At 43.5% G+C, this 24,481-nt stretch carries 27 protein-coding genes, 1 tRNA gene and 1 riboswitch; of the genes, 22 read left to right on the top strand and 6 right to left on the bottom strand.

All coding sequences use genetic code 11. The annotated features are described in order from the left end of the window. Window positions 1–13 precede the first annotated feature (13 nt). The 5 genes from QMA01_RS15370 (at window position 14) to tsaD (ending at window position 2,838) form a co-directional block, all read left to right on the top strand. A tRNA-Asp gene (locus QMA01_RS15370) sits at window positions 14–86 on the top strand. 140 nt (window positions 87–226) lie between these two features. Next, window positions 227–682, top strand: a complete 456-nt coding sequence (tsaE, locus tag QMA01_RS15365; protein ID WP_290215428.1) for a tRNA (adenosine(37)-N6)-threonylcarbamoyltransferase complex ATPase subunit type 1 TsaE — start codon at window positions 227–229, stop codon at window positions 680–682. Beyond that, entirely contained in the window at window positions 679–1,374 is a 696-nt protein-coding gene (gene tsaB / locus QMA01_RS15360; RefSeq protein ID WP_191716446.1) for a tRNA (adenosine(37)-N6)-threonylcarbamoyltransferase complex dimerization subunit type 1 TsaB, read from the top strand. The genes tsaE and tsaB overlap by 4 nt, the downstream gene beginning before the upstream one ends. After that, window positions 1,371–1,826, top strand: a complete 456-nt coding sequence (rimI, locus tag QMA01_RS15355; protein WP_191716445.1) for a ribosomal protein S18-alanine N-acetyltransferase — start codon at window positions 1,371–1,373, stop codon at window positions 1,824–1,826. Before tsaB ends, rimI begins: the two co-directional genes overlap by 4 nt. Continuing rightward, a complete protein-coding gene (tsaD, locus tag QMA01_RS15350) occupies window positions 1,819–2,838 on the top strand; it encodes a tRNA (adenosine(37)-N6)-threonylcarbamoyltransferase complex transferase subunit TsaD (protein ID WP_290215427.1) in 1,020 nt (339 codons plus the stop codon). The genes rimI and tsaD overlap by 8 nt, the downstream gene beginning before the upstream one ends. Window positions 2,839–3,216: 378 nt before the next feature. Here the strand turns inward: tsaD and QMA01_RS15345 are convergent, their stop codons facing one another. Next, window positions 3,217–5,151 carry an ABC-F family ATP-binding cassette domain-containing protein gene (locus QMA01_RS15345; protein WP_290215426.1) on the bottom strand — a complete coding sequence of 645 codons (1,935 nt, stop codon included), beginning with the start codon at window positions 5,149–5,151 and terminating at the stop codon, window positions 3,217–3,219. Between the two features lie 132 nt (window positions 5,152–5,283). Here QMA01_RS15345 and QMA01_RS15340 point away from each other — a divergent pair, with 132 nt between their 5' ends. The 3 genes from QMA01_RS15340 (at window position 5,284) to tatC (ending at window position 6,984) form a co-directional block, all read left to right on the top strand. Continuing rightward, window positions 5,284–5,916 (top strand): redox-sensing transcriptional repressor Rex, encoded by a 633-nt coding sequence (locus tag QMA01_RS15340; protein WP_191716442.1) that lies wholly within the window; start codon window positions 5,284–5,286, stop codon window positions 5,914–5,916. Window positions 5,917–6,006: 90 nt separating this feature from the next. Beyond that, window positions 6,007–6,201 (top strand): twin-arginine translocase TatA/TatE family subunit, encoded by a 195-nt coding sequence (locus tag QMA01_RS15335; RefSeq protein WP_191716441.1) that lies wholly within the window; start codon window positions 6,007–6,009, stop codon window positions 6,199–6,201. A 12-nt stretch (window positions 6,202–6,213) separates the two neighbouring features. Continuing rightward, the gene (gene tatC, locus QMA01_RS15330) at window positions 6,214–6,984 is read left to right on the top strand and encodes a twin-arginine translocase subunit TatC (RefSeq protein ID WP_191716440.1); all 771 of its coding nucleotides are present in this window, start codon (window positions 6,214–6,216) and stop codon (window positions 6,982–6,984) included. A gap of 72 nt (window positions 6,985–7,056) precedes the next feature. Here the strand turns inward: tatC and QMA01_RS15325 are convergent, their stop codons facing one another. After that, the gene (locus QMA01_RS15325; RefSeq protein WP_290215425.1) at window positions 7,057–7,899 is read right to left on the bottom strand and encodes a CPBP family intramembrane glutamic endopeptidase; all 843 of its coding nucleotides are present in this window, start codon (window positions 7,897–7,899) and stop codon (window positions 7,057–7,059) included. A gap of 193 nt (window positions 7,900–8,092) precedes the next feature. On the opposite strand from QMA01_RS15325, the gene groES reads away from it, so the two are divergent. The 7 genes from groES to QMA01_RS15290 all read left to right on the top strand — a co-directional run bounded on the left by groES (window position 8,093) and on the right by QMA01_RS15290 (window position 16,066). Beyond that, window positions 8,093–8,377: a co-chaperone GroES gene (gene groES, locus QMA01_RS15320; protein WP_006831533.1), complete on the top strand. Its 285-nt coding sequence runs from the start codon at window positions 8,093–8,095 to the stop codon at window positions 8,375–8,377. Between the two features lie 31 nt (window positions 8,378–8,408). Beyond that, window positions 8,409–10,040, top strand: a complete 1,632-nt coding sequence (groL, locus tag QMA01_RS15315) for a chaperonin GroEL (protein ID WP_191716438.1) — start codon at window positions 8,409–8,411, stop codon at window positions 10,038–10,040. A 319-nt stretch (window positions 10,041–10,359) separates the two neighbouring features. After that, window positions 10,360–11,205, top strand: a complete 846-nt coding sequence (locus QMA01_RS15310; protein ID WP_290215424.1) for a DegV family protein — start codon at window positions 10,360–10,362, stop codon at window positions 11,203–11,205. Between the two features lie 328 nt (window positions 11,206–11,533). Continuing rightward, window positions 11,534–12,475, top strand: a complete 942-nt coding sequence (locus tag QMA01_RS15305; protein ID WP_191716430.1) for a sensor domain-containing diguanylate cyclase — start codon at window positions 11,534–11,536, stop codon at window positions 12,473–12,475. A gap of 14 nt (window positions 12,476–12,489) precedes the next feature. Then, window positions 12,490–13,590 carry a threonine aldolase family protein gene (locus QMA01_RS15300; RefSeq protein ID WP_191716429.1) on the top strand — a complete coding sequence of 367 codons (1,101 nt, stop codon included), beginning with the start codon at window positions 12,490–12,492 and terminating at the stop codon, window positions 13,588–13,590. Between the two features lie 260 nt (window positions 13,591–13,850). Further along, window positions 13,851–14,849: a tRNA dihydrouridine synthase gene (locus QMA01_RS15295; RefSeq protein WP_191716428.1), complete on the top strand. Its 999-nt coding sequence runs from the start codon at window positions 13,851–13,853 to the stop codon at window positions 14,847–14,849. A 473-nt stretch (window positions 14,850–15,322) separates the two neighbouring features. Then, window positions 15,323–16,066, top strand: coding sequence for an aquaporin (locus QMA01_RS15290; protein WP_290215423.1), 744 nt, complete (start codon window positions 15,323–15,325; stop codon window positions 16,064–16,066). A 63-nt stretch (window positions 16,067–16,129) separates the two neighbouring features. Here QMA01_RS15290 and QMA01_RS15285 read toward each other — a convergent pair whose 3' ends face one another. Then, window positions 16,130–16,717 (bottom strand): TetR/AcrR family transcriptional regulator, encoded by a 588-nt coding sequence (locus tag QMA01_RS15285; RefSeq protein ID WP_290215422.1) that lies wholly within the window; start codon window positions 16,715–16,717, stop codon window positions 16,130–16,132. A 123-nt stretch (window positions 16,718–16,840) separates the two neighbouring features. Here QMA01_RS15285 and QMA01_RS15280 point away from each other — a divergent pair, with 123 nt between their 5' ends. The 4 genes from QMA01_RS15280 to QMA01_RS15265 all read left to right on the top strand — a co-directional run bounded on the left by QMA01_RS15280 (window position 16,841) and on the right by QMA01_RS15265 (window position 19,644). After that, window positions 16,841–17,275, top strand: coding sequence for an MFS transporter permease (locus QMA01_RS15280; protein ID WP_290215421.1), 435 nt, complete (start codon window positions 16,841–16,843; stop codon window positions 17,273–17,275). A gap of 199 nt (window positions 17,276–17,474) precedes the next feature. Continuing rightward, window positions 17,475–17,924, top strand: coding sequence for a PTS sugar transporter subunit IIA (locus QMA01_RS15275; protein ID WP_290215420.1), 450 nt, complete (start codon window positions 17,475–17,477; stop codon window positions 17,922–17,924). A 71-nt stretch (window positions 17,925–17,995) separates the two neighbouring features. Further along, window positions 17,996–19,360 carry a PTS galactitol transporter subunit IIC gene (locus tag QMA01_RS15270; protein WP_290185292.1) on the top strand — a complete coding sequence of 455 codons (1,365 nt, stop codon included), beginning with the start codon at window positions 17,996–17,998 and terminating at the stop codon, window positions 19,358–19,360. Further along, window positions 19,357–19,644 (top strand): PTS sugar transporter subunit IIB, encoded by a 288-nt coding sequence (locus QMA01_RS15265; protein ID WP_290185294.1) that lies wholly within the window; start codon window positions 19,357–19,359, stop codon window positions 19,642–19,644. Before QMA01_RS15270 ends, QMA01_RS15265 begins: the two co-directional genes overlap by 4 nt. 69 nt (window positions 19,645–19,713) lie before the next feature. On the opposite strand, the gene QMA01_RS15260 is transcribed toward QMA01_RS15265, so the two are convergent. Next, the gene (locus QMA01_RS15260) at window positions 19,714–21,144 is read right to left on the bottom strand and encodes a GH1 family beta-glucosidase (protein WP_290215419.1); all 1,431 of its coding nucleotides are present in this window, start codon (window positions 21,142–21,144) and stop codon (window positions 19,714–19,716) included. Window positions 21,145–21,270: 126 nt separating this feature from the next. Between QMA01_RS15260 and QMA01_RS15255 the strand changes: the two genes are divergently transcribed. Next, window positions 21,271–21,735, top strand: a complete 465-nt coding sequence (locus QMA01_RS15255) for a MarR family winged helix-turn-helix transcriptional regulator (RefSeq protein ID WP_203341157.1) — start codon at window positions 21,271–21,273, stop codon at window positions 21,733–21,735. A 76-nt stretch (window positions 21,736–21,811) separates the two neighbouring features. Here the strand turns inward: QMA01_RS15255 and QMA01_RS15250 are convergent, their stop codons facing one another. Next, on the bottom strand, window positions 21,812–22,327 hold the full coding sequence (locus QMA01_RS15250) for a CarD family transcriptional regulator (protein WP_191716423.1): 516 nt from the start codon (window positions 22,325–22,327) through the stop codon (window positions 21,812–21,814). Between the two features lie 192 nt (window positions 22,328–22,519). Here QMA01_RS15250 and QMA01_RS15245 point away from each other — a divergent pair, with 192 nt between their 5' ends. Further along, the gene (locus QMA01_RS15245; RefSeq protein ID WP_191716422.1) at window positions 22,520–22,732 is read left to right on the top strand and encodes a hypothetical protein; all 213 of its coding nucleotides are present in this window, start codon (window positions 22,520–22,522) and stop codon (window positions 22,730–22,732) included. Between the two features lie 198 nt (window positions 22,733–22,930). After that, window positions 22,931–23,446 (top strand): YehS family protein, encoded by a 516-nt coding sequence (locus QMA01_RS15240; RefSeq protein ID WP_203341156.1) that lies wholly within the window; start codon window positions 22,931–22,933, stop codon window positions 23,444–23,446. A gap of 34 nt (window positions 23,447–23,480) precedes the next feature. Here the strand turns inward: QMA01_RS15240 and QMA01_RS15235 are convergent, their stop codons facing one another. Continuing rightward, window positions 23,481–24,113 carry an NAD(P)-binding protein gene (locus QMA01_RS15235; protein WP_290185299.1) on the bottom strand — a complete coding sequence of 211 codons (633 nt, stop codon included), beginning with the start codon at window positions 24,111–24,113 and terminating at the stop codon, window positions 23,481–23,483. A 260-nt stretch (window positions 24,114–24,373) separates the two neighbouring features. Further along, a riboswitch (SAM riboswitch) is annotated at window positions 24,374–24,480 on the top strand. The last annotated feature ends 1 nt before the right edge of the window (window position 24,481 follow it).

Genomic DNA, 24,481 nt, shown 5'->3' with positions numbered 1-24,481 from the left:
TCTATTTTTTTTTGGTCCCGTGGTGTAGCGGTTAACATGCCTGCCTGTCACGCAGGAGATCGCCGGTTCGATCCCGGTCGGGACCGTAATTTTGATGATGAACACAGCGATCCTGCTGTGTTTATTTTTTTTGTTTTCATTAAAAACCACTGACAAAACGATATATTTTGATTTACTTCAACAATTTCGCTAAACTATGTAAAGACTCAATAGAGGTGACACGATAATGGCATACACAATTACATTGAACTCGCCTGCAGAAACCGAAGCGTTTGCGGCCAGTTTGGCTGAACTGCTGGAACCTAGAGACCTCTTGACACTCGAAGGCGATTTAGGGGCTGGGAAAACGACATTTACAAAAGGCTTAGCAAAAGGACTTGGAATTCAGCGGATGGTCAACAGTCCGACTTTTACAATCTTAAAACAATATTCCGGTCGTCTGGAATTGAATCATTTTGATGTCTACCGTCTTGAGAACAGTGACGAAGACATCGGGTTTGATGAATTTTTCAGCAGCGAAGCAGTATCGGTAGTTGAATGGGCAATATTTATAGAAGAATACCTACCCACGGAGCGTCTGGAAATTACAATTACCCGGCAATCAGAGCAAGAACGCAAGATTATCCTCCACCCGATTGGCAGACGCTATGAAAATCTTTGCAAGGAGCTAAACTTATCATGATTTATCTAGGAATCGATACCTCGAATTCTCCTTTGGCGCTTGCGTTAATCGAAGATGGCAAGGTTTTAATAGAAGAAACATCTAATTTAAAAATCAATCATTCGCTAACTGCGATGCCGGCGATTGAAGAAATGATGAAAAAAGCGAAAGTGGCGCCTGCTGACCTGACGCACATTGCCGTAGCTGAAGGACCAGGTTCTTATACAGGTGTGCGTATTGGATTGACCATTGCCAAAACATTGGCCTGGTCTTTGAAAATTCCCCTTCATCCAGTCTCGAGCTTGAAGGTGCTTGCTGCAAACGGCCAAGGGTTTGAGGGGCTGGTTTGTCCACTGATGGATGCGCGGCGCGGTACCGCCTTTATCGGCTTATATGAGGGCAGCAGCTTGATGCCGGTGATTGGCGATCAGCATAGTGATGTAAAAGAGTTTTTATTGAAAGTGAAAGAATTCAATCGTCCTGTACTCTTCACTGGGATGGATGTGTCCTTGCACGAAGCATTAATCAGTGAAGTGTTGGGTGAAACAGCTCATTTCAGCGGAATGCAGAACCGGTTGCCGCGTGCTTCCAATCTCATTTTGCTGGCTCAGGAATCTCCAGAAAGCAATGTTCATCATGCTGTTCCTGAATACCGCCGCATTACAGAAGCAGAAGCCAATTATAATAAAGCGCAAGAAGGACAACCTCTATGATTGAAGAAGTGAGATTCAGAAAAATGACCATTGCGGACATCGACGAGGTTTATGAAATAGAGCGCCTGTCTTTTACCTTGCCTTGGACCAAAGACGCTTTTTACTATGAAATGATCAACAACGAACATGCATATTATGTGATTGCTGAAACAAGTGAAGGCATCGTAGGTTATTGCGGAATGTGGCTCGTCATGGACGAAGCACATGTGACGAATATCGCCATCCTTCCCGAACAGCGTGGTAAAAAACTGGGCGAGGGCTTGATGCAGGCGGCAATTGATACTGCGAAAGCGCATGGTGCGATCTTGATGACATTGGAAGCCCGTGTCAGCAACACAGTCGCACAAAATCTTTACCGTAAATTAGGATTTAAAAATGGAGGCATCCGTAAGCGGTATTATACGGACAATTATGAGGATGCCATAGTGATGTGGGTGAATTTTGATGAATAAAGACATTTATATATTAGGAATTGAGACGAGCTGTGATGAAACGGCAGCTTCGATTGTTAAAAATGGCACCGAAATCATCTCCAATGTGGTGGCTTCCCAAATTGAGAGCCACAAACGTTTTGGTGGGGTCGTGCCGGAAATTGCTTCTAGGCACCATGTAGAACAAATTACATTGGTTATTGAAGAAGCGCTTCAGTTGGCAGCAATGGAACCGCATCAGCTGAATGCCGTGGCGGTAACGGAAGGGCCAGGTCTAGTAGGTGCTTTACTGATTGGCGTCAATGCGGCCAAAGCGTTTGCTTTTGCCCATCAGCTGCCTTTAGCAGGAGTCCATCATATCGCAGGCCATATTTATGCCAATCGTTTGGAGCAAGAGATGGAATTTCCACTTCTGGCGCTGGTTATCTCGGGTGGCCATACGGAATTGATCTATATGAAAGAACATGGTGATTTCACTGTAATCGGAGAAACACGGGACGATGCAGCTGGAGAAGCCTATGATAAAGTTGCCCGGACACTGGATCTCCCTTATCCAGGCGGCCCTCATATTGATCGATTGGCACATGCCAGTGATGAGGCTATTGCATTTCCAAGAATTTGGCTGGAGGAAGGTTCTTACGATTTCAGTTTCAGTGGATTGAAATCGTCTGTCTTGAATTACATGCATAACGCAGCTCAGCGCGGCGAAAAAATAGCTCCAGAACATGTAGCAGCCGGTTTCCAGAACAGTGTGGTGGAAGTGGTGACTGGAAAAACGCTGCGCGCAGCTGAGGAATACAAAGTCCAGCAAGTGATTGCTGCTGGTGGAGTAGCCGCGAATAAAGGCTTGCGAAGCTCGTTGGAATCGGTATTCAAAGAAAAAGAGATTCCCTTCTATATTCCTTCTTTGCCTTTATGTACAGATAATGCCGCGATGATTGCAGCCGCAGGCACTGTCATGTACGAAAAAGGATTATATGGCACGATGGCAATGAATGGCCGGCCGGGTATGCCATTAACCTCATGGATTTAATAAAAGCAAGTAATTTCATCATTTCAGGTCATCTGGAATGTGTGTAATTACTTGCTTTTTTTTACCGTAAAATTCAGATATTTATGAAGATGGCAGAATTTTTCTGTCAAGAGAGAACATTTGTACTTATGCACAATTTGTGAATAAACTGTTTATAACTAGGGGGTAAATAGAGGATATCCTACATATTGTGTAAGTAGAAGTGGAAAACTATGTGGATAGTATTTTGTTAACCTGTGGATAACGGGGATAAGTCTGTTGACAGTTGATAAGACAACTTCGAAGTTGTGGGGAAATCTGTGGAAATAAATATTTTGCGAAACCCTATTGACCTATATATAGTAACAAAAAACCGGCTGAAAAACAGCCGGTTCAAAACTAAATACTTTCAATTTTTTCCTGTAGTTCTAACCATTGTGCCATGGTTTCTTCGTGAGAGGCTTTTAAGGATTCCAATTGGTTTTGAAGCGGCAAGACCCGCTCGTGGTCCTGGAAGATTTCCGGCTCACACAATTGTTCTTCAATTTCAGCAATTTGCTGATCTAGTTTCTCCATTACCTGTTCGGCTTCTTCAGATTGGCGGACCAGCTGGCGCTCCAGTTTTTTCGCTTCTTTGTTGATCTGCGAAGTGGAAGTTGCGGTTGGCGCTTTTACTTCCGTCATCGACTCTGCTTCATCAAGAGCTTTCAATTCAGCGATTTCCAATTTTTTCTCTACATAATAATCATAGTCGCCCAGGTATTCGGTTGTGCCGTCTTTAGTAAGCTCAATGACTTTTGTAGCGATCCGGTTCATAAAATAACGGTCATGCGATACAAATAGCAGGGTGCCGGGATAATCCAGCAAGGCGTTCTCGAGTACTTCCTTGCTGTCGAGATCCAAGTGGTTTGTCGGCTCATCAAGAAGCAGGACATTGGCTTTTTGCATCATCAGCTTGGCAAGGGCCACTCGTGCCTTCTCGCCGCCTGATAAAGTTGAGACCGGTTTAAGGACATCATCCCCTGTAAACAAAAAACGCCCAAGGATGCCGCGTATGTCTTTTTCATTGATGAGAGGGTAATCATCCCATAATTCGTTCAGCACCAGCTTATTGCCCTTTAAATTGGCTTGTTCCTGGTCGTAATAGCCGAATTGGATGCCGGTTCCGTAATGAATATCGCCATCAAGCGGTTTCAGCTCTTTCATGATGGTTTTCAGCAACGTCGATTTGCCGACGCCGTTGGGTCCGACCAATGCCATGCTTTCCTGGCGGTACAGTTTTAATGAAATGTTTTCGGATACAGGCTTGCTGCTATAGCCGATTTTCAGCGATTGGACATTCAAGACGTCATTGCCGCTTTGTTTGCCAATAGTAAAGCCGAAGCGGGCTGATTTTTCATTGCCGTCGGGAGCTTCCATCCATTCGGTTTTTTGCAGGGTCTTCCTGCGGCTTTGTGCCATCTTGGTCGTTGAAGCCCGTGCCAGATTGCGTTGGACATAATCTTCCAGCTTGGCTTTTTCGCCTTGCTGTTTTTCAAACTGCTTTTGGTCCAATTCGTATTGTTTAGCTTTTTCATTCAAATAACGGCTGTAGTTGCCGGTATACTTTTTGACTCGGTGTCTGGAAACTTCATAGATCAGCGTTACCACTTGGTCGAGGAAATAACGGTCATGCGAAACGATCAGCAAAGCACCCGGGTAGTTCTTCAAGTAGTTCTCCAGCCAGCTGAGCGTTTCGATGTCCAAGTGGTTGGTCGGTTCATCGAGAATCAGCAATTGCGGCTTGCTGAGCAGGTGCTTGGCAAGCATCAATCTGGTTTTCTGGCCACCGGATAATGACACCACTTTCTTGTCATAGTCTTCGGGATAGAACTTCATGCCATTCAGGATGGCTCGTGTATCCGCTTCATATTGATAGCCGCCTGCATCTTTGAAATCATGCTGGAGCAGATCGTATTCTTTCATGACTTTGTCGTTTTCTTCAGGATTATTGTATATATCAGGATCGGCCATTTGTGCTTCCAAGCGGCGAAGTTTCGATTCCTGTTCACGGAAATGATGGAAAATCGTCATCATTTCATCCCAGATGGTGGCATCCGACTCCAAATTGGTCTGTTGTTCCAAATAGCCGATCGTCAAATCTTTCGGCATGATGATGTCGCCGCTGTCATGGGACATTTCACCGGCGATGATTTTCAATAAAGTGGATTTTCCTGCACCGTTGCGGCCTACTAATGCAACACGGTCGCGATGCTGTACTTCCAATTTGACGCCTGAAAGGATCTCTTCTGCGCCAAATGATTTATGGACTTGATTCACTTGTAAAACTATCATGTAGGTCACCTCTATTCTCTCTAAGTGTAGCTGATGGGGCGTTGGTTCGCAATTGCACAAGCCTTTACATATCAAGGTTCCTAATGTAAGATGAAAGCGATTTGACAACACCTCAGGAGGATGCGAAAGCGTATGTTACATGAGACATCTAAAATTCCGCAAGCCACAACCAAACGGCTGCCTTTGTATTACCGTTTCCTTCAAAATTTTGCGAATGCCGGACAAAAACGGATCTCTTCGCAGGAATTGAGCGAAGCGATGAAAATTGATTCGGCCACAATCCGCCGCGACTTTTCCCATCTGGGAGCGCTCGGAAAAAAAGGCTATGGCTACGATGTCCAGGAACTGCTGCTCTTTTTTCGGAAGACTTTGGATCAGGACGAAGCTACCAATGTGGCGCTGATCGGTGTCGGAGGACTCGGAAGTGCGTTCTTAAAGTATAATTTCCATCGCAACCACAACACGAAAATCATTGTGGCCTTTGACTCGAACAGTCCGGTGGAAGGCGAAAAGATCAGCGATATCGATACCTACCATCCAGACAAGATTGAAGAGAAGATCAAAGAGTACGGCGTGGAACTGGTTATTTTGACAGTGCCGTCACGCTCGGCCCAGGAAGTGACAGACCGTTTGGCGAAGACCGAAATCAAAGGGATTTTGAATTTTACGCCTGTCCGCATTTCGGTTCCCGACCATATCCGTGTCCAGACCATCGATTTGTCCGTTGAACTGCAGACTTTGATCTACCAGATCAAGCAGCAATGACTTAAAACCTTCACATTTCAAAGGCCTTTGGAAATAGCCAAAACAGCTTGAATGATGTAAAATAGAGCCATAATACAGGAGGTGCCACGTATGCCAGGTCCAATGAGTATCATCGTTATCGGGGTTGTTGCCTTGTTAGTTTTCGGTCCTAAAAAGTTGCCGGAACTTGGAAAAGCATTCGGTTCGTCTTTGCGCGAGTTTAAAAACGCTACAAAAGGACTTGTGGATGACGACGACGATAAAGTAGATTTGAAAAAGAAAGATGAGCAAAAGGAAATACGATAGGATGTTTGTCTGATGACAGAAAAAGATATGACGTTAGTTGAACATATAGGTGAATTGAGAAAACGGCTGACCATTGTAGTCGTTTTCTTTGTATTAGCGCTTATTGTCAGCTTTTTTCTTGCCCAACCGCTGATCCAGTATCTGCAGTATACCGAAGAAGCGAAAAACCTGACGTTGAATGCGTTTAAAATTACGGATCCGCTGAAAATTTTTATGCAGGTTACTATGATTTTAGCGCTGATCATCACGTCCCCATTGATCATGTATCAGTTCTGGGCGTTTATCAGTCCAGGTCTTCTCGATAAAGAACGCAGAGCGACATTAAGCTATATTCCGTTCTCTGTTCTATTATTTCTGGGAGGCATCGCTTTTGCATATTTGATTCTATTTCCTTATGTCATCGGATTTATGCTGAATATCTCTGACAATATGGATATTCAAGAAACAATTGGGATCAATGAGTACTTCCAGTTTCTGTTCCAGATTACGTTGCCGTTCGGTTTGATTTTCCAACTGCCGGTCCTTATGCTGTTTCTGACAAGGCTTGGGATCATTACCCCGATGCTGATGACGAAATACCGCAAGTACTCCTATCTTGGTTTAGTGATCATTGCAGCGTTCATTACACCGCCGGACATCGTCTCGCATATGATTGTGACTTTGCCGTTGATTGTGCTGTATGAATTCAGTGTCATCATCGCTAAGATTGGTTACCGTAAGTTCTTGAAAGCGGAGCAACAGCAGATTATCGAAGAACAGCAACAAATCATTGAAGAAAAATAAAGCCTTCCACCGATCAAAATCGGGGAAGGCTTTTTCTTATGGGAAATATGTTTTTCGTCTCTTTACAGCTGATTAAAAGAAAGTAGAAAAACCGGTTGTTTGAAGTTTTTCCATCTGTTCCTGGAATTCCAAAATCTTATCCATATTGAGTTGAATCAGCATGACATAGCCATTCAAGCACATATGGGCAATAATCGGCGTGATGATCCGTTTGGTCTTCTGATACAGGAACGCCAAGATCAAGCCGGTAGTGAAGTAAAGCAGCAAATGCGTAAAATCAAAGTGAATCAAAGCGAACACTAATGCACTGATCGCTGTTGCGAAAAAGAAATTGGTCGTTTGGTTCAGTGAACCGAATAGGACGCGGCGGAAAACCAGTTCTTCGAGAATTGGTCCGAACAAGACGATTGAAACGATAGCGAGCGGCACCGCTTCAGCGATATAGACTAAGGAAGCGGTATTCTCAGAACCGGGATCAATGCCGAGAACCTTCATTTCAATTAAAGCGGCGACTGATTGGCCGATCAGCAGAAGCAGAAAGCCGAGAAAGCCCCAGACAACCGACATGAAGACTGTGGATTTTGTGCCTTTCCATATATCGAAAAAGCGCTTGTCCCGGAAAATGATCAGGAGCGTTAAAATGAAACCGATGCCCATAGTCAGGAAAATCAGCCAGCCTGAAGTGGCGGCGCCGGCAGCTTCCCGGTCCATGCCTTGGTCCAGGAAATAATTCAAGGTAGGGGAGATGAACAGAATCGGTGATAACTGTGCAGCAATAAAGATCAACAATACATAAAGCGGCGTTTTTGTCCCTTGTGCTTTCGGGCGGTAGCTGCTGTTCTTTTTGGTTTTCGGGCGAGAGGAGCTGCCGTTTTTCAAGAAACTGTCTATAAAGGTTTTTCGTTTGGTGGGCATGATGTAATTCCTTTCACTGGGGGATGCTCCTTCTATTGTAGAGCTTTCAAAGAACAACCGCAAAGAAATCAAAATACTAATGGTTACCGCTTGCAAAAGACTGAAGATTTTATTAAACTTGGTAGTGGGTTAGCACTCAGAGGTTGAGAGTGCTAATCGAGAATATTTAGATAATTTGAGGAGGGTGTTTCAATTGTTAAGACCACTAGGAGATCGTGTAATTATTGAGCTCATCGAAGCGGAAGAAAAAACGTCAAGCGGAATCGTCTTGCCGGGTTCAGCACAGGAAAAACCGCAGGAGGGCCATGTGATCGCTGTAGGAAATGGACTTATCCGTGAAAACGGGCAGCGCACAGAATTGGACGTGCAAGCTGGCGACCGCGTCATCTTCTCGAAATACGCAGGATCTGAATTGAAATATGAAGGCAAAGAATATTTGATTTTACGTGAAAACGATATATTAGCAGTTTTAGGCTAAAATAAACCAGCGAAACAGGAGGAAGCTAAACATGGCAAAAGATATTAAGTTCAGTGAAGACGCACGCAGTCTAATGCTGCAAGGCGTAGATAAATTAGCAAATGCAGTGAAAGTGACACTTGGGCCAAAAGGGCGCAACGTGGTTCTTGATAAAAAATTCGGTTCGCCGTTGATCACCAATGATGGTGTAACGATTGCAAAAGAAATCGAACTTGAAAATGCTTTTGAAAACATGGGGGCGAGACTTGTTGCGGAAGTAGCTTCTAAAACAAACGACATCGCCGGTGACGGTACAACGACAGCGACGGTTCTTGCGCAGGCAATGATCCGTGAAGGCTTGAAGAACGTTACAGCTGGCGCGAACCCTGTAGGCATCCGCCGTGGAATCGAATTGGCAGTGGAAAACGCGCTTGTGGAATTGAAAGCCATTTCCAAGCCAATCGAAGGAAAAGAGTCGATTGCACAAGTTGCAGCGATTTCATCTGGTGATGAAGAAGTCGGCAAACTGATCGCAGAAGCAATGGAGCGCGTCGGCAACGACGGCGTCATCACTTTGGAAGAATCTCGCGGCTTCACAACTGAACTTGATGTGGTTGAAGGAATGCAATTCGACCGTGGATACCAGTCTCCATACATGGTGACGGATTCAGACAAAATGGAAGCGGTATTGGATAACCCATTCATCTTGGTTACTGACAAGAAAATCGGCAACATCCAGGAAATCCTTCCGATTCTTGAGCAAGTCGTTCAGCAAAGCAAGCCATTGTTAATCGTGGCTGAAGATGTTGAAGGCGAAGCATTGGCGACATTGGTTGTCAATAAATTGCGCGGCACATTCAATGCTGTAGCTGTTAAGGCACCAGGCTTCGGTGACCGCCGCAAAGCGATGCTGGAAGATATCGCTGCACTAACTGGCGCAGAAGTGATTACAGAAGATCTTGGACTTGAATTGAAGACAACGAACATCGCTCAACTTGGGCGCGCATCAAAAGTGGTTGTTTCGAAAGAAAACACAACCATCGTGGAAGGCGCCGGCGACCAGGAACAAATCGTCGCTCGTGTTACACAGATCCGCAACCAGCTCGAAGAAACAACTTCTGAATTCGACAAAGAGAAATTGCAGGAGCGTCTAGCTAAATTGGCTGGCGGCGTTGCAGTCATCAAAGTCGGAGCGGCTACTGAAACAGAATTGAAAGAACGTAAACTTCGCATTGAAGATGCGTTGAACTCAACTCGTGCAGCTGTCGAAGAAGGCATTGTTGCCGGCGGTGGTACAGCGCTAGTCAACATTTACAACAAGGTTGCAGAACTTCTTGAAACAGAGGAAGGCGACGTAGCAACAGGCGTCAACATTGTGCTTCGTGCACTTGAAGAGCCGGTTCGCCAAATCGCGACAAACGCAGGCCTTGAAGGATCAATCGTCGTTCACCGCCTGAAATCCGAAGAAATCGGCATCGGCTTCAACGCAGCAAATGGACAGTGGGTTAACATGGTGGAAGAAGGAATCGTTGATCCAACCAAAGTTACCCGTTCAGCGCTTCAAAACGCAGCTTCTGTTGCAGCTATGTTCTTGACGACTGAAGCAGTCGTAGCAGACATCCCGGAACCAGCAGCACCAATGGGTGGAATGCCTGATATGGGCGGCATGGGCGGCATGATGTAAGTAATTCTTTAAGTCCTTGATTTTACCCGGGACGAAAAGATGCTTCAATAAACCGTGATTATTTATTGGTCATAGTAAATTTAAATCCATGAGCCTCCTCTCAATTCAATGAATTGAGAGGAGGCTTTTTTATTTGAACATATATAGCTCCTATTCTCAAAAAAGAAAAACAGCAATATATGTTCAAATCATGTCGGCCAATGTAGAACTTTTTCTGTATATGACGGCTGTCACTAGCACTCGATTAAACCCTCCTGTAAGTTAGCAAGAGCAGGCCACTTACGATGCTGATAAACTCACATTTAGAGGAGAAACGTTAATGAAAAAAATAGCTTGGATTACCGATACGGCTGCACAATTGGATGAGGCTTTCATCCAAAAACACAATGTACACATTCTGCCTCTTAGTGTGGTTTTTTCGGATGGATCGTTTCGGGAATCCATCGATTTTACACAAGAAGAGTTTTACGATAAATTACGGATAGCGAAAGTTTCACCTAAAACTTCACAGCCGGCAATTGGCGAGATGGTTTCCCTGTATGAAAAATTGGAGTCGGAAGGGTATGACTTTGCGATTGCGCTTCATTTATCGAGTGGCCTGTCAGGGACATTTGAAAGTGCTCAGGCAGCTGCGAAGATGACAAATTTCACTGTCTATCCCATCGATTCAAAAATCGGTTCTTTTCCGATGGGGAAGATGATTGAAGTAGGCGCAGGGTTGTTTGCAGAAGGCAAAGACGCGGAAGAAGTGGTGGCAACGATCAATAAAATGGCGACTCGGTCAAGGTTGTCCTTTATTCCTTCAAGCTTGAATCAATTGCATAAAAGCGGGCGTGTGTCTGGCACACAAAACTTCGTCACCAATCTGCTGAACATTAAAGTGGTCATCAGTTTTGAAGATGGAGTAACAGTCCTGAAGGAAAAAGTTCGTTTAAACAAACGGGCCAAAGATAAGGTGACTCATTCCCTTCGTGCGGATATGGAGACCGGAACTGTGCCGGAAGTTGCTGTTATTCACTGCAACAATGCCGCTGATGCAGAAACATGGAAGAGCGAGCTGTTGCAAGAGTTTCCAGCATTGAAAGTGCAAGTCGCTGCACTTAGTGTTTGTGTGGGCGTCCATGCAGGCGAAGGAACTACAGGATTAAGCTGGGTTTCTTATTGAGTGTTTTATTGCAAACTGTAACTGAACGAAAAATTGTTGCGATTAACAAAATGGCTGGAAGACCGTATTTTCAAGACCATCAGCAAAAGGGATGAAACCACACCGGTTTCGTCCTTTTTTATTAGGTGTAAATTAAGAAGCAATCTTTGCCGATGGGAAGAAATATTTTTGAATTCATATTAAATGCTTATCAGCTTGATATGTTAAGCTTTAAGAAATACAACAAGATCCCCGTTTTTTGAAGCAAGGAAATGATTTTAAGATTGCTTCATTTCCTTAAGAGAGGATGGATCGATAAAATGAAATTTGAAAATATTCGAGGTGTGCCATGGTAACTACGTATCAAGAATTGCAGATGTATAAAAATTTTGATGAACTGGCCAACGATGTGCTGGAATTGGCAAAAGAAATCTTGCCGGATCAATTGATCTATTTAACGTCACTTAGCGATAGCCAACAAGTTATTCTCAAGCTTTCTAATGAAGATACCAGTATTGCCGTGGCAGAAGGACTGGTGTTAAACCTGAATGAAACGCTTTGCAATCGAGTGGATTTTCAAAACAACCAGCCTCTGATCTATGAAGATATCCAAAAAGAAAGCAGCTTAGAGAAACTTCAGCAGAAGCTTGATGAAGTGAATATCCGGTCTTACTTGGGCTTGCCGATTTCTCTTGTGAATGGAGAGAAATTTGGAACATTATGTGCAATCAATGATGAAGTCACCCACTTTGATGCGAAGAGTATCCAATTGCTCCAAAAAATTGTTCGGATGTTTTCTTATTATTTGGATCTTGAGCGTTTTGCTTATCGGGATGCGTTGACGGATCTGTATAACAGACGGTATCTCTCTAATTTCTTTGACAATCATTCCAGTAAAGGTGGCGTGATTTTCTTTCTGGATTTGGATGGGTTTAAAAAGGTAAATGATCTCCATGGCCATGAAGCAGGCGATGGCGTGTTGAAGGAAGTGGCTTCCAGGCTTCAGAAGTTGGCGGCTGAACAGCCGGACGCTTTTGCGGTCAGATTAGGAGGCGATGAGTTTGTCATGCATTTTCCTTCTATAGGCAGTAAAGAAGACATAAGCCAACAGGCGCAGCATGTACTCGATCGCTTAAGTAAGTGGGATGCCCAGTATCAACTTTCTACTAGTATCGGAGTTGTCACATATCCGGCCAGTGGTACTGAAGAATTAGCGGCGCTTCTTAAACACGCTGATCAGGCTTTGTACGAGGCAAAAACTTCAGGAAAGAATACGTATAAGTTTTTCTGAAAGGGGTTTATAAGGTGGGCGAAGAAAATCAATTGGAGAGGGCCTATAATCAAACGGCCTACAAACTGGCGGGAAATGGTGAACGGAATATCCAGGTTTTAAAAGAAGCATTTCAAAATATAGAAGATGATCTGGAAAGTGATAAGTATGGTAAGGGCCGGATCATTGAGGATTTCCAAAAGAAAATGGCAGTTTTATTAGGAAAAGAGGACGCGGTCTTTTTCCCGAGCGGCACGATGGCCCAGCAAATTGCCTTGCGAATCTGGTGTGATGAAAAGGGAACCGGAAAAGTAGCGTACCATCCACTTAGCCATTTAGAGATTCATGAAGAAGGCGGTTTAAAAGAATTGCATCATATTGACTCGGTTTTCCTTACTAAACGTGATCAGGTAATCGATCTGAATGACGTCATCAAAATGGAAGACGGGGTTGCGGCTATCTTATTGGAACTGCCCCAACGGGAAATAGGCGGTCAGTTGCCAAGTTTTGAAACGCTTGAACAAATTTCTCAATATTGCCGTGATCGGCAGATTCGGCTTCATCTCGACGGTGCCCGGTTATTGGAAGTTCTCCCTTACTATCAGAAAACAGCACATGATGTCTGTTCTTTATTCGATAGCGTTTACCTTTCTTTATATAAAGGGATTGGCGGAATTGCGGGTGCTATATTAGCAGGTGACAACGATTTTATCAAGCAATCAAAAGTTTGGAAAAGGCGCCACGGCGGCGATTTAATCAGTTTGTATCCTTATATCATACCCGCAGATTATTACTTTGACATGCGTTCCAATAAAATGGAACAGTATTATGAGGAAGCTAAGGAAGTGGCTGAACGGTTTAATGCGTGTTATGGCATTTCAACACTTCCTGCTGTTCCGGTTTCTAATATGTTTCATGTCCAGTTCAGGCAAGCTAAAGAGCAAGTCGAACCGATTTTATTGGAGCTGGAACAGCAAACAGGAATAGGGATAACCAGTTACCTCAAAGAAATGGATGAACACTCCTGTTATTTCGAAGTACATATGGGAGACGGGTATTCAAAAATTCCGAAAGAATTGCTAGACAGGACATTCGAACAACTCGACGAAAGCATGAAGCACTGGTTCAACCAGTAGAGAACCTCTCAACAATGCGGTGAATTGTTGAGAGGTTTTTCTGTGCTTCTTGTTTACTAATTGCTGACGCGCTGCATGAGAACTTCTCTTCAAAGCACGTCTCTTTCCAGAAACGCACGATTCGTGTAAACTGTATAAGGTTAAGAAAAGTAGAGTGCCCTTATATCGTTGATAGTTAATGATTATAGAATAGATAAATGAAGAACATTTGGATGAAGGTCTGGCCTTCGATCCCGTAATGAAAGGATTGGAATTTGCATATGAAAGAAAATTTTTGGCGTGAGTTGCCGCGACCGTTTTTTGTATTGGCGCCGATGGAAGATGTCACCAATGTGGTATTTCGCCATGTAGTGGCGGAAGCAGCACGGCCTGATGTGTTTTTTACGGAGTTTACGAACACGGAAAGTTATTGTCATCCGGAAGGCATTTTCAGTGTACGGGGACGTCTGACGTTTACTGAAGATGAGCAGCCGATGGTGGCTCACATATGGGGCAACAAGCCTGAGCATTTCCAGGAAATGAGCATCGGAATGGCGAAGCAGGGCTTCAAAGGGATTGATATCAATATGGGCTGTCCGGTACCGAACGTTGCCGCCAAAGGAAAAGGCAGTGGACTGATCAATTATCCGGACAACGCTGCTGAAATCATCCAGGCGGCAAAGGCTGGCGGCTTGCCTGTCAGTGTCAAGACGCGCCTTGGCTACACGGATGTGGAGGAATGGAAAGGCTGGCTGACCCATGTACTGGAGCAGGACATCGCCAATCTGTCGATTCATTTGCGGACGAAAAAAGAAATGAGCGCAGTGCCTGCGCATTGGGAATTGATTCCTGAAATCAAGCAGCTTCGTGATGAAATCGCACCGAATACCTTGTTGACAATCAACGGAGATATTCCAGATCGCCAAACAGGCATGGAACTTGCCGAGAAATACGACATCGATGGCGTTATGATCGGACGAGGCATTTTCCACAATCCGTTCGCTTTCGAAAAAGAACCGCGAGAACACAGCACGAAGGAATTGTTTGATCTTTTGCGTTTGCAGTTGGACCTTCATGATAAATATTCGACAGACATCGAGCCGATTGCCTTCAAGCCTCTCCGCCGCTTCTTTAAGATTTATGTTCGCGGAGTCCGTGGAGCCGGTGAGTTGAGAAATCAATTAATGTATACCGAAACGACGGATCAAGTGCGTGCCTTGCTGGATGCTTTTGAAGCTTCGAATCAAGAAGTGGAGTTAGCAGAAGCGGTTGAAAAATAAACGCGTTTGAATGGAAGCAGGAGTTTCGTGACAAACATCTTCCGTTTTTTATTGCAGATTTAACAGTTAAGATGAGTAGCAACAAAATAAAGGACTTTCCACCGCTGGTGGGAAGTCCTTTTGTGATCTTTATTGTAAAAGTAAAAGGGATTTCCAATGTTTTAGGGAATTATGTTATTAACTATTCTGGCAGAAACGAAAAATGGTGCAGCTCAATCAAATCGCTAAGAAAGTTCAAATAGAGGCGAATAAGGGGATCTAAATGGATTGGAGGGCAGGGGAAGTACAGAAAACCAAAGAAGCTGCTGTTGCTCCTCGTTCAAAATGCTTATTTTAAAGGAAGTCATGAACGATTAAGGCGGGGGGAATTGATGAGATACAAAACTTCTTTTGAATATCCGGCAATCCAGCTTCAATGCAGTGAAAAGAAATGAATCTTCAAAAATTTGGTTAACAGAAGGGAGTTGCTTAAAGTGAAAAAGTATTTGGCGGAATTTATCGGTACATTTATTTTGGTATTCTTAGGGACAGGTGCAGCAGTTGTTCTCGGAGGGTACACAGGTGGAACGGATACAGGATTTCTTGGCGTTTTGGCCATCGCATTCGCTTTCGGTCTGTCGATTGTAGCGGGCGCATACGCCATCGGCCATATTTCAGGATGCCACGTCAATCCCGCAGTTTCGTTGGCTGTGCTGATTTCCGGTAATATGACAGCTAAGGAGTTTGGCGGTTATGTCGTTGCACAGATATTGGGAGCATTTGCAGGGAGTTCGATTCTGGCTTTTGTTGTCGCAAGTTCGACCAGCTTGGAAGGGTTTGGCGCAAACGGATATGGTGAGTTGAGTGCAGTCGGTTTGAATTTGACAGGAGCGCTTGTGATTGAAGTCATCCTTACCTTCATCTTTGTCCTTGCCATTTTGGGTGTCACTACAAGTAAAGCCACTTCCCACATGGGAGGGATTGTCATCGGCTTGACGTTGACATTGGTTCATATCATCGGCATACCATTGACAGGTACTTCTGTAAACCCTGCCAGAAGTTTAGCTCCTGCTATTTTTGCTGGCGGCGACGCACTTGCTCAATTATGGGTATTTATCGTAGCACCTCTTGTCGGAGCGGCTCTTGCAGCCTTCGTCTTTAAATCTTTCTTTGTCGTTAAAGACGAGACAGGCATTGAAATAGCTGGAGAATCCGATATGAGTACCACACGCAAATAAAGAAAAGACAGTTTCCTATTACTTTAGGAGACTGTCTTTTTCTGTCTTCAGGAAGTTTGTGGTTCATAAATTCTTGATAAAGAAGATAATCTGAATATACATTTCAGCCATTTGTGTAGGTGTTTCTGCTAAGTCATTATCCAGCCACTGCTCGATGAGCCCCAAAAAAGCTGAAGTGGCAAAAGAAGACAAATAGTCTTGTGGAACCGTGGTACTGTTGAAAAAAAGTTCGTTGCTGATCATTTTTTCCAGGAAATGCTCTACGAAGAATTGTTTCAACCGCTTATGAAAGCCGACGCGGTTATTGCCGCCTAAAAACACCTTAAAAGTTTCGGCATTCAGTTGAATATAGCGAAATACTTCAACCGCATGCATCGAGATGTTTCCTTTTTCTGCTTCCAGCAACAAACGATCAGGTTGGAGCCGTTCCAATTGGACTTCCAGTCCAGTAAGCAAGTTTTCTTCCATTTGGTCGAGAAGATCGTACTTATCTAAGTAGTGAAGATAAAAAGTTCCTCTGTTTATACCTGAGGCTTTTGCAATGTCCTGGACAGAAACTTTTATAAAGTTCTTTTCCTGAAGCAATTGAAGGAAGCTCTTTTGGATCTTTTCTTTTGTTTTTTCATTCATGTCATCGTAAACAGCCATCATCCATATCCCTCCACAGCTATCAACAGTTAAGTGTTTTTTGTTTATTGCTTTAATTATAGCAGACCTCTAAAATTAACCTATAACCACTCAACAGTGTGTTTAGTGGAATTCGGGGAAAAGGTGATGGAAATGAAAAAAACAACGATCGTCATGTGGGTTATGCTACTTATTGCGGCTGTCATGTTGTCGAAAGCTTTTGTATTAAACGAAGACATTAAAATGTTTTTACTGATCTTTTTTGGAATTGGATCAGCTCTCGCATTCTTGCGTTTGTTTGTGAATAACTCGATTAAAAAAATGAAAGGCAAGAATTGGAAAGTGAAAGTGTTATTTTTCGCTGTGCTCTTAGGATTCGGCCTCCCATTCCAATCGTGGTTCAGAAAGGAAGTTCTGTTTTCGATGGATTCAACTTATTTAGCAGGAAGCATCTCCATGTTGGCGGTCGGGATGGTGTTCATGACGTTATTCGTTGGGTATGCGAAGAATAAGCTGCAGGAGAGAAATGCTGGGGAACCATATACTATTATTAAAAGTAAAGATGAAAAACCTCTAGCCTAGAGGTTTTTTTGTTTGTTCATTAAATTTTGCTGAATATAATGATTGATTATTCAGATATTTATATTGAATTATCTTTGGGTCGCTTCTATAATAAGAGTGATATCAAAGGTGCGCAACAAGAACATTTGTAAAGCCGAAAGAAGAACTCATGTTATTCAATTAAACTTTTTCTACTGATGCAAAAAAAGGAGAGGAGAAGATGGGAATAGAGGAAGATTTGGTCTTCATCGACTTGGAGGCTGCAACAAAAGAAGAAGCATTGCAGTTAATGGGGACCCGTTTAGCCGCGGGAGGATTCGTCAAAGAAGGGTTTATCGACAGCGTTATGGAAAGGGAAAAAAATTACCCGACCGGATTGCCTACAGAACCTTTCGGGGTAGCGATTCCACATACGGATGGGGATATGGTCCATGAATCGAGAATTGCTTTTGCAAGCTTAAAAAGTCCCGTTCAATTTTTAATGATGGGTACAGATGACAAACTCGTGGATGTAAAGCTGATATTCATGCTTGCATTGAACAATCCGGAAGATCAACTGGAAACCCTGCAAAAATTAATAGAATTAATCCAGAATCCCGATATGGTTATAAAACTGGCACACACCAAAAGCGTTGATGAACTGAATGAACTAATCGAGGGCAGGCTGTAAACTTGCTCGGCTATCCCTAAAATGAGCCTTTTCTTTCTATCAATGAAAATATGAATAGAGGAGTGAACTTGATGGGGTTTCTGCAATGGTTTGTGGATCTAGGGGCTACTGTCTTACTGCCGATTTTGATATTTATCTTCGCGTTGGTATTGGGGACTAAACCGGGAAAAGCATTGCGTGCCGGGATTATTGTCGGGATTGGGTTTGTCGGAATCAATTTGGTCATTGGCTTGCTTGTCGACAGTTTGGGGCCAGCTGCCCAATCGATGGTCGATAATTTCGGTTTTCAGTTGAATACCATTGACGTAGGTTGGCCAGCAGCTTCTGCCATTTCCTATGGTACGTCGTTGGGGAGTTTGGCTATTCCGTTGGGGGTGGGCGTCAACATTCTGTTGCTGACTTTCGGTTTAACCAAAACCTTGAACGTCGATATCTGGAATTTCTGGCATGTGGCATTTACAGGATCGTTGGTCTACGCCTTAACTTCAGATTTTTGGCTTGGGGTATTGACCATAATTGTTCACTTGCTGCTTCTTTATCTGATGGCAGACGTTTTGGCAAAGCATATTGAAAAGTTTTACGGTTTCCAAAACATTACGTTTCCGCACGGGACATCGGCGCCATCCGCTTTTGTTGCCATGCCGATGAATTGGATTTTTGATAGGATTCCCGGTTTCAACAAATTGGAAGCCGATCCGGAATCCATTCAAAAAAGACTCGGGATTCTCGGAGACTCAACCATCATTGGTGTGTTGATCGGAATTCTGATCGGGATACTGGCCGGCTATGACATCCCGGGTATTCTGCAGCTGTCCATTCAGACCGGTGCCGTTATGGTTCTCCTTCCGCGTATGGTCGCTTTGTTGATGGAGGGCTTGATTCCGGTTTCGGAAGCTGCAGGCGAATTTGTTAAGAAACGCTTCCCCGGAAGAGATCTCTATATCGGCATGGACAGCGCTTTGGCAATTGGGCATCCGGCGGTTTTATCCTCCGCGTTGCTGATTATCCCAATTACGATTTTTATGGCTGTTCTGCTGCCTGGAAATTCTGTTTTGCCTTTTGCTGATTTGGCTTCAATTCCATTCTTGATTTGTTTAATGGTGCCGATTTTCAGAGGCAATATTATCCGTACCGTTATCGGAGGTTCCATTTACATCGGAATTGGTTTTTATATCGCTACGTGGATTGCACCCTTATTTACAGAAGCAGCCATTGCATCGAATTTTGAAATGGGCGAGAATACCAGTATTTCCTCATTGATTGATGGAGCGGTTTGGACCACCTTCATCTTTGTTTGGATACCTAAAATCCTTAGCTGGTATGGCATGATCGGGCTGGGGCTGCTAATCTTATTCGGATTGATTTACCAAAATAAAATCAAACCAAAGCGACAGAAACGGACGGAAGCAGTCGCAGAAGGGGAGGAAGTTAAGTGAAAAAGCTATTGATCATGTGCGGAACAGGCATCGCCACTTCGACTGTGGTTAAAGGAAAAGTGGAACAGTGGTTGAAAGACAATAACTTGAGCCAGGATGTGAAGATTTACCAATCAAAAGTCAGTGACGAGATAAACAGGATTGATGAATACGATGTCGTGCTGTCCACCACGTTGGTGCCAAATAATATAAAAGAAAAAGTGATCGATGGGGTGCCGTTGTTGACTGGCATCGGAATAGAGAGCATGTACGAGAAAGTAATGGCTGAGATCAAACGTGAGTAGCTTGTAAAAAAATACAATCAGCCAGTGGCGTGTAGTGAATCTCGCAACTGGCTGATTGTATTAAGGGTACTAAAGCTCTTCTCCACGTGTCTCAATTATTTGCCTATACCAATGGAATGACAGCTTTTTCTTGCGGTTTAATCCATTTTTGTGGTCGACGTAGATAAAGCCGTACTGCTTTTTATAGCCATTGAGCCAGCTTAACAGATCAATGGCAGACCAGGCGTAATAACCTTTCAGGTTAATGCCTTGGCTTATGGCTTTTTTGATGACTTTTAGATGTTCTTCAATGTATTTGATTCGCGGAATGTCGACAATTTCACCGGCGATGATCGGGTCTTCATCACCCAAACCGTTTTCTGTAACATACATCTTGACGTCCCCATAGCGCGCTTTCAGCATATGGAGTCCATCCAGAAACCCTTGTGGCGAGATTTCCCAGCCCCATTTGGTATAAGTTTTATCGTCCATTTTGACAGTTCGGTAAAAGCCATCGAAAGAAGGACTGCCAGGAACCAACGTAGAAGTCTCCCGTGAATGTTCGATAGAAGAAACGGCTTCATGATTTTTTTCTACACGGATGGGCTGGTAGTAATTGAGTCCGATAAAATCATTGTGGTCAGCGTTTCTTTTCAAAGTGTCCAGCTCTTCGCCAGTCCAATCGGGCGTCCAGCCTTTTTCCTCCAGGTGCTTCACAACATACGGAGGATATTCGCCTTTTAAAATCGGATCGTAATACCAGTGGGTCTCATAGGCATTGGCATGCTCGGCGGCTCTCGAGTTTTCTTCGGTGTCGTCGACGCTATAAGCCGGAAGAAAGACGTGGGTGATTCCGATTTCACCGTATTGCTTGAGCGATTTATAGGTTTCCACTGCCTTGGCGTGTGCATAGAAAACATGATGGGTCGCCTGAAAGTATTTCTTTACATCGTTCTGAATGCCTGGTGGGTGGGCGCCTTTCAAATAGCCCAATCCACAGAACATAACGGTTTCGTTGAAAGTGATCCAATGCTTGACGCGGTCACCGAACGATCGGAAACAGATATCTGCGTATTTGACGAAAGCTTCTGCTGTCCGCTTATTGGTCCAGCCGCCATCTTTTTCAAGTGCCAGCGGCAAATCCCAATGATACAGCGTGACAAACGGAACGATGCCGTATTTCAGGCATTCATCGATTAGGTTATTATAAAATTTCAGCCCTTTTTCATTAATACTGCCGTCACCGTCCGGCAAAATACGTGCCCATGAAACGGAGAAGCGGTATGACTCCAGACCCATCTCTGCCATCAAACGGATATCTTCTTTGTAGCGATGATAATGGTCGACGGCGATGTCGCCGTTGGTGCCTTCGAATGTTTTGCCGGGAATTTTGGAAAAGACGTCCCAATTGGTCGGCCCTTTACCATCTTCGTTGGCGGCGCCTTCTACTTGATAGGAAGCAGAAGCTGCACCGAATAAAAAGTCATGTGGAAATTTCCGTGGAATGTCCTTGTTTTGCATAACTTAAAAACCTCCATCTTCAGCTATTATTCAGAGTATAACAGGAGGGAGGGGAACCAGACCACTTTCCGCAAACTTGTAAGTATTTCTACAAATTGACTTCGCCAGATGGAATCGGTATATTAAATGGCGAAGAAGATGATAGGAGTGAACTGTTTGGCCCCGGACGCGGAATTACAGAAGTTGAATTTGATCGATTTGATAAGCGAACGCCATATAACAACGCGGAGAATTTCGGAGAAGGCATGGAATGATAATAGCGAATTCCATATTTCCAATTCTGAATGGTACATTATGGCACGCATTTATAAAAAACAGCCCACCATTGCCTACGTTACGAAAAATGTGGATATTTCCAGGCAGGCGATCCATAAGTTCATTAAAAATTTAGCTTCTAAAGGATTAGTGGAAGTAAGGAATGTGGAAAATAATAAAAAAGAAAAGTGTATCCGGCTGACGGCTTTTGGGGAAGAATGCTACGAGAAAAACGAAGCGCTAAAAGTTCAGTTGGAAAATAAAGTCGCTGAGAAAATCGGCCCCGATCACATGGAAATCCTCAAGGACATTTTGAAATCCGATTGGGGTATTTAGCCGAAAATTCGAAGAACGCCCTGCTTCATCAATCGGTTGATGAAGCAGGGCGTTCTTGTATAGTGAAAAGCAGTTATTACACGACCGGAAGAGGTTCATCTTCCTTGATCATGTCATTGATTTGTTTATTGATTTCCTCAAAACTGGTGCCAAGCGCACGTGCCAGTTCTTTGAAAAGAATGATTTGGGTATTGTTTAAAAGTTTATAATCGCGTTCATAGAGCGTCTTTTTCTCTAGTTGCGTTTCGAACTTCTTGCGCATCAGCGTGTTGACGACTCTCGCAATTTCCATGCGTTCTCCCGTATTGATAACTTCAGAATATTTCTTTAAGCGGGAGTTTGGATGGTTGGTCCACTCGCCTCCAGGCTGCTTGAACGTTTCAATGATTTCAAGGGCTTCTTCTTTTTGAAGAAGTTTCAGCATGACAACTTTTTCGTTGTCGACTGGTGTACTGATGGTCACTCGGGTATTCTCCAAAGGATGCAATTTGTAATACTGCTTGGTGACGCCAGAAACGGTTACGTCCTGAATATCGTCAATTCTACATAAACCATGGGCGGAATAAATGATGTGATCTCCAATAGTGAACATTTTTTTCCTCCTCAACTTATCTCAACTAAATTCATCATAACATAAAAAACCTAAATTGTAAACTAGGTTGACAATTTAATTGGATGTATCTATAGACACAGAAAAGACAAAAATAAAGGGTTAAAAAGGTTTAGAAAAGGGAAACTAGAAAAGAATAGGTTAGTTGGTCATCAAAGCGGAGGTCACAATAAAATGAAGAGTGTAGAAGAAGCGAAGCAATTGATCATTGCGGAAAAACTGAGGCATTATAATGAACGGTTTGCGGATATTGAACGGGACCTGCAGTTTTTTTATGATGAATCATTAAATGACCCTGAATCCCTGGAAATTATTACGGTTCTACAGGATAAAGTAAAGCAATTAAAAGACATTAAAAATAAAGAAAATCAAGAGACAGCGATATAAAGCTGTCTTTTTTTGCTGTCTTTCCGGAAGCCTGATGAACTGTGAATTATGTGCTATTATTAGGGATGGATTTATCCCGCTTTACGGTCAGTGAATCAACTAACAATCAGTGGGGGATGAAGAAAACCCCCACTGATTGAAGTTTCTCTTTATAGTGGATAAGCATTCATTACTGGAAATCAACAGGAGGCAAAGAAAATGGATAATAATGATTTATTGATCAGATTGCGTTATGCACTGGATATAAAAAATAACGATATGGTCGAGATTTTTAAATTGGGCGGCATTGATTTGAGCAAGGACGAAGTGCTGAAAGTGCTGACGAAAACACCTGAAAGCGAAGAAGAGGATGACAGCATTTGGGCCGAACAAGATAACGATGACTACATCCGAGCGGATGACCATCTGTTTGAATCGTTTTTGAATGGCTTCATCATTTTCAAGAGAGGCCGTCAGGAGCCGAAACCAGGGCAACCTGAATTCCCGGAATCGACAAACGAGCGTTCCAACAACTTGCTTTTGAAGAAAGTGAAAATCGCTTTGCAGCTGAACAGTGAGGACATGCTGGAGATTTGGGATTTGGCAGGCGTCACGGTGACAAGAGGCGAGCTGGGTGCATTGCTGCGAAAAGTGGGACATAAAAACTATAAAGAATGCGGAGACCGCTATGCGCGCAATTTCTTGAAAGGCTTGGCGATCAAGTACAGAAGTTAACGCTCTTTATCAGCTCAAAAGGACTTGGAATGAATTATTCCAAGTCCTTTTTATTATTCATCAAAAGCCGCAATTCCCGGAGTGACGCTTCTTGTGACGCAACTTGTAAAAAGGATTCATCCAGAAAGCCACGGAGGTATTCTTCTTTTGCGTTTTTTGAAATTGTTGTTTTCTTGAGAAGCTGCCTTGCTTCAAAAAGAAAATCTAGGTATTGTTCATAACTTTCATCAAACTGAGACTTCAGATCTTGCTTGATTTTCTTTGCAAGCATCGGGCTGGCGCCGTTTGTAGAAACTGCGATGCTCAATTTTCCCCTTTTGACATGAGCAGGGAAATGGATATTGCCAGCCTCCGCTTCATCAGAGGCGTTCACTAGGCAATTGGAAGGTGCAGCTTTTCTGGACTCTGCGTTTGTAGCCGGATCATCGGTGGCGATGATCATCATGAAAGCCTCTTCGGCATCCGCTGGCTCGAAACATTTCTGCTTCCAGAGAATTTTACCTTCATCATCCCAAGCGATTATGGCAGGATCGGCCACCGGACTGATGACCAACAGCTCTGCTCCACTATCTATCAAACCACTCAGCTTGCGCTTCGCGATGCGTCCTCCACCTACCACAATCACTTTTTTTCCTTTCATTTCAATCATGATCGGAATCACCGTCATCTTCTCCGCCTCCTCAACTCTTTTAATATTACCAAAAATAATCTCTATGCGTTTTGTGGCCGCTATTCAATTCATCCTGGTAATTCAGATCTCATTTTTTCATTAGAAAAATATTTTTTATCCATCACCTGTTGATAGACTAACTTTTCTGTATAGAAAAAAATAAAAAACTTAAAACATAGTTTGACACTAGGAATAGTCTATTATATACTTTGTGAAATCAAATATTTCAAACAATTCAAATGAAAATTGAATATGCGTTCTTATCAAGAGAGACGGAGGGATTGGCCCTTTGATGTCTCAGCAACCCTCCTTTAAGGAAACGGTGCTAACTCCAATAGGCTTTCAATAGCCTAGAAGATAAGAAG

Origin of the sequence: Planococcus notacanthi, assembly GCF_030407825.1 — a bacterium.
In the GTDB taxonomy this organism is placed as follows: domain Bacteria; phylum Bacillota; class Bacilli; order Bacillales_A; family Planococcaceae; genus Planococcus; species Planococcus notacanthi.
This window is presented reverse-complemented; position numbering and strand designations above follow the sequence as displayed.

Bases quoted from the DNA above. Each gene is read 5' to 3' on its own strand.
- QMA01_RS15345 (WP_290215426.1), bottom strand. From the start codon at position 5,151: ATGATAGTTTTACAAGTGAATCAAGTCCATAAATCATTTGGCGCAGAA.
- QMA01_RS15285 (WP_290215422.1), bottom strand. From the start codon at position 16,717: ATGATGGCTGTTTACGATGACATGAATGAAAAAACAAAAGAAAAGATC.
- QMA01_RS15240 (WP_203341156.1), top strand. From the start codon at position 22,931: ATGGATAATAATGATTTATTGATCAGATTGCGTTATGCACTGGATATA.
- groL (WP_191716438.1), top strand. From the start codon at position 8,409: ATGGCAAAAGATATTAAGTTCAGTGAAGACGCACGCAGTCTAATGCTG.
- QMA01_RS15270 (WP_290185292.1), top strand. From the start codon at position 17,996: ATGGGGTTTCTGCAATGGTTTGTGGATCTAGGGGCTACTGTCTTACTG.
- QMA01_RS15250 (WP_191716423.1), bottom strand. From the start codon at position 22,327: ATGTTCACTATTGGAGATCACATCATTTATTCCGCCCATGGTTTATGT.
- QMA01_RS15295 (WP_191716428.1), top strand. From the start codon at position 13,851: ATGAAAGAAAATTTTTGGCGTGAGTTGCCGCGACCGTTTTTTGTATTG.
- QMA01_RS15280 (WP_290215421.1), top strand. From the start codon at position 16,841: ATGGAAATGAAAAAAACAACGATCGTCATGTGGGTTATGCTACTTATT.
- QMA01_RS15275 (WP_290215420.1), top strand. From the start codon at position 17,475: ATGGGAATAGAGGAAGATTTGGTCTTCATCGACTTGGAGGCTGCAACA.
- tsaB (WP_191716446.1), top strand. From the start codon at position 679: ATGATTTATCTAGGAATCGATACCTCGAATTCTCCTTTGGCGCTTGCG.
- QMA01_RS15305 (WP_191716430.1), top strand. From the start codon at position 11,534: ATGGTAACTACGTATCAAGAATTGCAGATGTATAAAAATTTTGATGAA.
- QMA01_RS15335 (WP_191716441.1), top strand. From the start codon at position 6,007: ATGCCAGGTCCAATGAGTATCATCGTTATCGGGGTTGTTGCCTTGTTA.
- QMA01_RS15255 (WP_203341157.1), top strand. From the start codon at position 21,271: ATGGCGAAGAAGATGATAGGAGTGAACTGTTTGGCCCCGGACGCGGAA.
- QMA01_RS15325 (WP_290215425.1), bottom strand. From the start codon at position 7,899: ATGCCCACCAAACGAAAAACCTTTATAGACAGTTTCTTGAAAAACGGC.
- QMA01_RS15340 (WP_191716442.1), top strand. From the start codon at position 5,284: ATGTTACATGAGACATCTAAAATTCCGCAAGCCACAACCAAACGGCTG.
- QMA01_RS15245 (WP_191716422.1), top strand. From the start codon at position 22,520: ATGAAGAGTGTAGAAGAAGCGAAGCAATTGATCATTGCGGAAAAACTG.
- QMA01_RS15260 (WP_290215419.1), bottom strand. From the start codon at position 21,144: ATGCAAAACAAGGACATTCCACGGAAATTTCCACATGACTTTTTATTC.
- QMA01_RS15310 (WP_290215424.1), top strand. From the start codon at position 10,360: ATGAAAAAAATAGCTTGGATTACCGATACGGCTGCACAATTGGATGAG.
- tsaE (WP_290215428.1), top strand. From the start codon at position 227: ATGGCATACACAATTACATTGAACTCGCCTGCAGAAACCGAAGCGTTT.
- rimI (WP_191716445.1), top strand. From the start codon at position 1,371: ATGATTGAAGAAGTGAGATTCAGAAAAATGACCATTGCGGACATCGAC.
- QMA01_RS15235 (WP_290185299.1), bottom strand. From the start codon at position 24,113: ATGACGGTGATTCCGATCATGATTGAAATGAAAGGAAAAAAAGTGATT.
- tatC (WP_191716440.1), top strand. From the start codon at position 6,214: ATGACAGAAAAAGATATGACGTTAGTTGAACATATAGGTGAATTGAGA.
- tsaD (WP_290215427.1), top strand. From the start codon at position 1,819: ATGAATAAAGACATTTATATATTAGGAATTGAGACGAGCTGTGATGAA.